This is a genomic window from Parvibaculum sp. (assembly GCF_002684405.1).
In the GTDB taxonomy this organism is placed as follows: Bacteria; Pseudomonadota; Alphaproteobacteria; order Parvibaculales; family Parvibaculaceae; genus Parvibaculum.
This window is the reverse complement of the sequence record NZ_NYVD01000181.1, coordinates 1-7,439: the sequence shown is the minus strand read 5'-3', so window position 1 is coordinate 7,439 and position 7,439 is coordinate 1. Positions and strand designations below refer to the sequence as shown.

3 protein-coding genes and 1 pseudogene are annotated in these 7,439 nt (G+C 66.5%); 1 reads left to right on the top strand and 3 read right to left on the bottom strand.

Annotated elements, in window-relative coordinates; genetic code table 11:
- Nucleotides 1–717, top strand: a pseudogene (locus tag CMI59_RS16675) (bifunctional folylpolyglutamate synthase/dihydrofolate synthase); the annotation flags it as partial.
- A gap of 56 nt (nucleotides 718–773) precedes the next feature.
- On the opposite strand, the gene trxA reads toward CMI59_RS16675, so the two are convergent.
- The 3 genes from trxA to addB all read right to left on the bottom strand — a co-directional run.
- Nucleotides 774–1,094, bottom strand: coding sequence for a thioredoxin TrxA (gene trxA / locus CMI59_RS16670; RefSeq protein WP_293329358.1), 321 nt, complete (start codon nucleotides 1,092–1,094; stop codon nucleotides 774–776).
- A 127-nt stretch (nucleotides 1,095–1,221) separates the two neighbouring features.
- Nucleotides 1,222–4,674: a double-strand break repair helicase AddA gene (addA, locus tag CMI59_RS16665; protein ID WP_293329357.1), complete on the bottom strand. Its 3,453-nt coding sequence runs from the start codon at nucleotides 4,672–4,674 to the stop codon at nucleotides 1,222–1,224.
- On the bottom strand, nucleotides 4,671–7,439 hold a 2,769-nt coding region (gene addB / locus CMI59_RS16660), incomplete at its 5' end, for a double-strand break repair protein AddB (protein WP_293329356.1). The genes addA and addB, both read right to left, overlap by 4 nt.

Sequence of the window (7,439 nt, the reverse complement as noted above, 5' to 3'; positions counted from 1 at the left end):
TTCCGATCTGAAATGGCGGCGGAGCGCGTGCAGGCGCCGCTCCTTGTTCACGGGCAGGATTTTTCCGCGCATGAGGAACACGGCCATCTCGTCTATCAGGACGAGCAGGGCCTTCTCGACCTGCCGCTGCCGAAACTTGCGGGACGGCACCAGATCGACAATGCGGCCCTCGCCATCGCCGCGCTGCGCAAGGCGGCGGACGAAAACCCCGCCCTTGCCATCGACACCGACGACATCTCACACGGGCTCACCCATGCCGAATGGCCGGGCCGCATGCAGCGTCTCACGCGCGGACCGCTTGTCGAGCTTCTGCCGCCCCATGCCGAACTCTGGCTCGATGGCGGTCACAATCCGGCAGCGGGCGAGGCGGTCGCGCATGTCATGGCCGATCTCAACCAGCAGCAGGAGCATATCCGCTCCCGCCCGCTCATCCTGATTTGCGGCATGCTGGACACCAAGGATGCGAGCGGCTTCCTGCTGCCCTTCAAGGGGCTCACGGCGCAGGTGGAAACGGTGACAATCCCCGATGCGCCCGCGAGCCTTTCGGCGGAGGCGCTGGCGGAGATGGCGGTAAAGGCCGGTCTCCCCGCCTCGCCCGCGGCCTCCATCGAGGCGGCGCTCGAACGTGCGCTGCTGGAAGGCGGGCGCGACGCGCCGCGCATTCTCATCTGCGGCTCGCTTTATCTCGCGGGCCATGTGCTGCGCGAGAACGGGTGACCCCATAAAAAAGGCCGGTCCAACGACCGGCCTTTTACATGTTCTGTCGGGACAACTCAGAGCGAGCTGTCGATCCATTCCTGGATCTTGCCCTTCGGCATCGCGCCCACCTTGGTGGCGGCGACCTGGCCGTCCTTGAAGATCATCAGCGTCGGAATACCGCGCACGCCGAACTTGGTCGGCACATTCGGGTTCTCGTCGATATTGATCTTGGCGATGGTGATCTTGCCGCCATAATCCTTGGCCAGCTCTTCCAGAGCCGGGCCGATCTGCTTGCAGGGGCCGCACCATTCGGCCCAAAAATCCACAAGCACCGGACCAGAAGCGTCCAGGACGTCAGTATCGAAGCTGTCGTCAGTCACTTTGGTGGTCGTCATTTGCTACTTCCTTTCTATGTCGGCTTAAAAAGCCCGGAATCCGGGCTTTTTTGCCGCAAGGCGCCGCGTCTTCCGCGGCTCGCTTGATTCCGGATTGCATCGAATCTAGGAACGCACCCCTCCAAGGTCAAGGCGACGGCGTGCCGCGCGCCAGCGCCTCGTCGAGCATCTCGGGCGGCAGTTCCATCAGTGCGGGCGTCTCGGTCCAGAGCAGCGCGCAGCGGATGGCGCGGCCGGGATGAATCCGCTGGAGAAGCGCGCGATAGGCCGCCATCTGCGCGACATAGGCCGGGCTCGCCTCCTCCACCTTGCGGGGCGGCGGCCTGTTCGTCTTGTAATCGATCACCAGCACATCGTCGCCGACCACGCAGAGCCGGTCGATCTGGCCGGAGACGAGATGCGGCTTGCCGCCGAACTCGATCCGGCCGACCACGGGCACTTCCGCCCGGCCGCCCGGCGCAAAAACATCGGCGAATTTTCCGTCGCTCAACACACGCGCCACCGAGCCCGCGATTTCCGCCTGCGCCTCATCGCCAAGGCCATGCGCGGGGGCGGAGAGAAAACGCGCCGCCGCCGCCTCCCGTTCGCCGGGTGGCAGGTCCGGCAATGTCTGCAACAGCCGGTGAATGAGCCGGCCGCGCTGGAAGCGGGCCTGGCTATCGCCTGTCAGCGGCGAGGAGACCGGCGGTTCCTCGAGACCTTCCGGCGGCAGGCGCGAGGGTGACAGCGGACGCGAAGGCGCGGGCTCCCTCGGCGCGGGCTCGAAGGCCCAGCGCCCGAGCGGCGCGATGTCCTCGCGTTCCACGATCTCTTCAGGCTCCGGCGCCTGGTGCTGCTCGCCCTCGATGCGCCAAATGCTGCGGCCCTCTTCCTCCTCGATCTCCACCGCATCGGGCAGCAGCGCGGCGCTGGCAAGATTGTACCAGCAGCCTTCCGGCGGTTCGCGCAGGCCCCGATAGCCGCAAATGTAAAGCCGGTCGCGCGCCCGCGTCATCGCGACATAGAGAAGCCGGCGATATTCCTTTTCCTGTTCCTCGCGCCAGCGTTCCCGCGCGCCGCCCGTCACCTCGTCCTCGTCGCCCTTGCGCACCGGCCAGAGCAGGAGCTTGGGTTCGGTTGGCAGTTCGATCAGCGCCGGGTCGTGCTGCCCGCCGGGCATGGAACAGGTATCGGGCATGAAGACGATTTCCGCTTCCAGCCCCTTCGCGCCATGCACCGTCATGACGCGCACCTCGTCGCGGCCCTGATCCATGTCGCGCTTGATCTCCGAGGCGCCGCGCTCCACCCAGTGCAGGAACCCTTCCAGCGAGGGCGCATGGGTGCGCTCATATTCCAGCGCCAGGGCGAGGAACTCGTCGATCGGGTCGTTGGCGTCCTCGCCCAGCCGTGCGAGCAGGCGTTTGCGTCCCTCCTCGCCCGCCAGCACATGGGCGAAGAACTCGTAAGGCGGCTCATAGTCGGCGCGCGCCAGCAGGCGCACCAGCAGATCATGCGCCTGCGCATAGCACTCGCCTTCATGGGCGGCGGCCTGAAGGGCGGACCAGAGATCGCCCTTTCGCCCCCAGGCCAGCTCGAACAGCTCGTCTTCGCTCAGGCCGATAAAGGGGGATTTCAGAACCGTGGCGAGGTTCAGATCGTCCTGCGGCAGCAGCACGAAACGCGCCAGCGCCACGAGATCCATCACCGCCATCTGTTCCATCAGCACCATGCGGTCGGCACCGGCGACGGGTACGCCGCGTTCCTTCAGATGACGGATCATCTCGTTGACGAAGGAATTTCGCCGCCGCACGAGAATGAGAATGTCGCCCGCCCTGATCGGCCTTGCCCTAGCGGCGAGCGTTTCCCCATTGTCGAGCCAGCCTGAAATCGTGTCGGCGATGCGGGCGGCCAGTTTCGCGGGCGGCGCCGTCTCGTTCATATAATCGAGCGGCGCGTCCCAGACATCGACCTCATCGGTTTCGTCGGGCTCTTCCAGCGGCCAGATTTCCACGCGGCCCGCATCGAGCTCGCGCGCTGCGACATGCTCCACCACCTCCGCTTCATCCGCCGTCAGCCCGACCTTTGCCTCGATACGGGCGAAGACGGCATCGACCGCGGCCAGCACCTGCGGCGCGGAGCGGAAGGAACGCACGAATGGCACCGGATACCAGACCATGTCCGCCGCCGTCACCGCGCGCTCGAAATGCCGGCGCATCTCCGCGAAGGCGACCGGGTCCGCGCCCTGGAAGGAAAAGATCGACTGTTTTTCATCGCCCACCGCAAAGACGGTGCGTGTGCCGTCATGCGCGCTTTGGCCGGAGAAGAACTCGTCGGCCAGCGCCTGCACGATCTTCCATTGTTCGGGCGACGTGTCCTGCGCTTCATCGACGAGAATATGGTCGATGCCGCCGTCGAGCTTGTAGAGCACCCAGGCGCCCATCCGGCTGCGCGTCAGCAGGTCGCGCGTCTTTTCGATGAGGTCGCCATAATCGAGAAGCGCGCGGCCACGCTTGGCGGCCTCATAGGCTTTCAGCATTTCGGTCGCGATGACGAAGATCGCTTCCGTCGACTGCGCCACGCCCACCGCGCGCAAATGGTTCATGCCGGCAAGAATGCGTTGCTGTTCCTGCATGAGAAGCTCTGCGGAAGCGGGATATTCGGACGCCACCTTCTTCGTCATCAGGGTCTTGCGCGGCTCGCCCTTGGCGGTAAGGAAAACGCCCACATATTCGTCGAGCCGGTCGCCGCGCCGCGCACGTTCTTCGAGAAACCAGTAAAGCGTTTCGGCGCGTTCCTTATCGGTCTTGGAGCCGGTATCGAGCGCGTCGGCGGCTGCGCGCAATTCCTCTTCCGGCACCATGGAAAGCCCGGCGCGCGCAGCCTCCACCGTTTCCTCCGCCGTCACGCCCAGCGCGAGGCGCACCGTCTGCATGACGCCGTCCACGCTGCCGAAATTTTCCAGGAGCGATGCAATGCCGTCGCGCCGCCCGGCAATTTCCGTCATCAGGCGGGAGAACATGAACTCGTCCACCCGGCCCACGATATGCGCCAGTGCACGGCCCACCGGGCCTTCTTCATCGTCCTGCGCGGCGAAAAGAACCTGGTCGCGCACTTCTTCCATCAATTCGGCGGAAGAGCGCTCGTCCAGAATGTCGAAATGCGGCGGCACATCCGCTTCCAGCGGGAACCGGCCCAGCACGCTTTCGCAAAAAGCGTGGATGGTCTGGATCTTCAACCCGCCCGGCGTTTCGATGGCGCGGGCGAAAAGCTTGCGCGCCGTCGCTATCTTTTCGGCATCCGGCGCCGCGCCGTCCATGTCCTCGATGATGGCGGCCAGCGCGGCATCGTCTTCCATCGCCCATCCGCCAAGCCGCTTGTAAAGACGGCTCGACATTTCCGCCGCCGCGGCCTTGGTAAAGGTCAGACAAAGAATGCGCTCCGGTGCCGTCCCGGAAAGCAGAAGCCGCGCCACACGTGTCGTCAGGGCATGCGTCTTGCCCGAGCCCGCATTGGCCGACACCCAGACGGATGCCGCCGGGTCGGTCGCCTTCCGCTGCTGATCGTCCGTAACCAGACGTTTCTTTACGGGGCCCGCACTCATTCTCCATCCCCCGCCGACCATTCGGGCACACGGGCCAGATGGTCGTAGTCGCTGAAGCGGCCGATAAACATGGGCCGGGGCCGCGAGAGATAGGGTGTCGCCTCTTTCTCGTACTGGGCAAGGAGGTCGACCAGCGCGTCATAGGTCGCATTAGCCAGCTCGCTGCCCGCATCGGTGATGGCGCGCACTTCGCCCGCGGTTTCGCCGCCGGTCAGCCGCACATAAACGAGACGCGAGGTGTTCGCGGCAGGCAGATGCACTTCCCGTCCCTTTGCGTCGCGATAGCGGAAGCCGCCCCTTGCGGCCATTTCCGCTTCCAGCGGCAATTGCGGTGCGAGGCCTGCCTCTACCTGATTGCGGCTCGGCAGGGCGCCCGTCTTGTAGTCGGTGACGACAAGCGTCCCGTCGTCGCGCTCGTCGATGCGGTCGGCCCGGCCCGTCAGCAGGACGGGGGTTTCCAGTTCGTCGAGTTCGATCTCGCCGGACAGTTCGGCATGGCTGCGGCGGATTTCCTGCCGCTCGGCCTGTTCATACTCGACCATCCAGGCGGCAATGCGCTGGAAGCGCGGCCACCAGAAGGCGCGCACGCCCGGCCGGTCCATCAGATGGGCGAAGACCTCGCTACCGATCCGCAGCAATTCTTCCAGCGGATTGGGCGGCAGGCCTTTCGGCCATTCCCGCGTGAACTGTTCCAACGCCTTGTGGATCACCATGCCGCGCTCGGCGGCCGCCACATCGGCGTCCAGCGGGTCGAGCGGCGAGAGCCTCAGCACCTTCCTTGCGTATATCGCATAAGGGTCGCGGATCAGCGTCTCGATTTCGGTGACGGAGAATTTGCGCGGACGCGCTTTCAGCGGCGGCGCGGGACGCGGCTTGGGGATGGAGATCTGCTCCGCCGCCTCGTCCAGCTCGTCCGCCCAACGCGCCCAACGCGCGTCGAGCAATCCGTCCTTCACGCCCAGCGCCTCCACCACGCTTGTCAGCCGCAGCCACCAGCGCGAGGCAACCGTGGGCGCGCCTTCCTGTTTTTCCGCCCGGGTCAGCACCGTTTCGCCGGCGCTTGCCGCTTCCACGAAATCATGCGCGGCAAGCCCGATGCGCTGTTCGGGCGGTTCGAGCCCCAGCGCCGCGCGCATCGGGCGGTTGAGCCAGGGATCGATATTCGCCTCGCCCGGCCATGTGCCTTCATTGAGGCTACCGAGGATCATCAGGTCGGCATGCTGGAGCCGCGCTTCCATCGGTCCCCAGATGAAGAGGCGCGGATGACGGCCGAAACGCGGGCGCAAGTTTCGCGCATCGGCCAGCTCGGCAAACAGGCGCGGCCACGAGGCGGGCGGTATCGGGCCGAGCTTCGGCGTGGCTTCCAGAAGGTCTTCGAGGAAGGCGGCCGACGCCTCGCCCGTCTCCTTGATCCAGAGCCGGGCCGCGCCCTTCTCCTTATCGGTCGCGGCCAGCGCTTCCGCCACGCGGATATGCATTTCCGCGAGATAGGCCGGATCGGCCTCGCCGCGCGACATCGCGTCGACCATCGGCTCCAGCGCCAGGTCCAGATCGTCGATCAGCCGGTCGAGCCCCTCGAAATCGGCGACACTGCGCCCGGTGTCCCGGCGCCTGTCGCGCTCTTCAACCAGCGCGGCGCGCAAACCGTCCAGGCCGGGGGCGGGGCGCGGGCCGCGCAGCAGCATGCGTTCCAGCCGCCTTGTCTCGTCGCGCAGCACATAGGGCGCGCGGGAGAGCGCGGCCATGGGATGTTTCAGCATGGCAAGCAGGGGCACGGGCGCGAGGTCTTCGGCCACGGCTTCCGCGACCAGCCGCATGAAGCCGATGGGCGGCGACTTGCCGAGCGGCGCGCCCGCGCTGTCGTCGATCTCGATCCCCCAGCGCCTGAGTTCCATCGCCACTCGTCGGGCAAGGTTCCGGTCGGGGCTTACCAGCGCCGCCGTCTTGCCCGGCACTTCCAGCGCCTCGCGCATCATCAGCGCAATGGCGGCGGCCTCGTCGCGTTCGGCGGAGGCTTCGACGAGGCGCAGGCCCTTCACCGCTTCCGGGGCGCGCGGCTTCAATCCGGCCAGGCTTGCGCGCCAGCGTTCGGTCGTCTCGGCGGGACGCATGGTCTCCGACAGCAGCGTAATGCGCGCCTCCATCCCGCCGACCGGTTCCGAGCCCGGCCAGAAATCGACATCGGCCCGCGTCGCCCCCAGCCGGTCCATCAGCTTCTTCATGCCATATTGCGGATGCGACGCCGTGCCGGGCTCGCCCAGCGTGGCCCAGCTCGCCTCGTCCAGCGCGAGGTCGAGCCCCGGCAGCACCACCGCCCCGTTGGGCAGGCGCGAGACCACCGTCAGAAGATCGGCGGTCGCCGGGATCGAGCCGGTGGAGCCCGCCGCGATGACCGGGCCCTGCGGCGGGTTCTCCTTACAGTGCGTCGCTTCGGCCTCCAGCAGTGCATTGCGGCGCTCGGCCTGCTCCATGAAGCCGAGGCGCTTCATCTCTTCGGGCCAGTGCGAGGTCAGCACTTTCAGGAAATCGACCGTGATCTGCCAGTTTTCGGCATAGGTGTCGGGCACCAGATCGGCGAGGTTCTTCAGCGCCACGCGCTCGGTGATCGCCATGTCGAGGAACTGGCCGAGCTCGGCGGCCAGCGCCAGCGCGCGCGGCGCATCGGGCGTGACGCCCCCTCTTCCCTTTTCCCGTGCGGCGCCTGCCTCATGCTCGAGGATGAAGCGAGCAAGCCGCATCTGGCGTTCCAGCGGCGGCATGGCGGG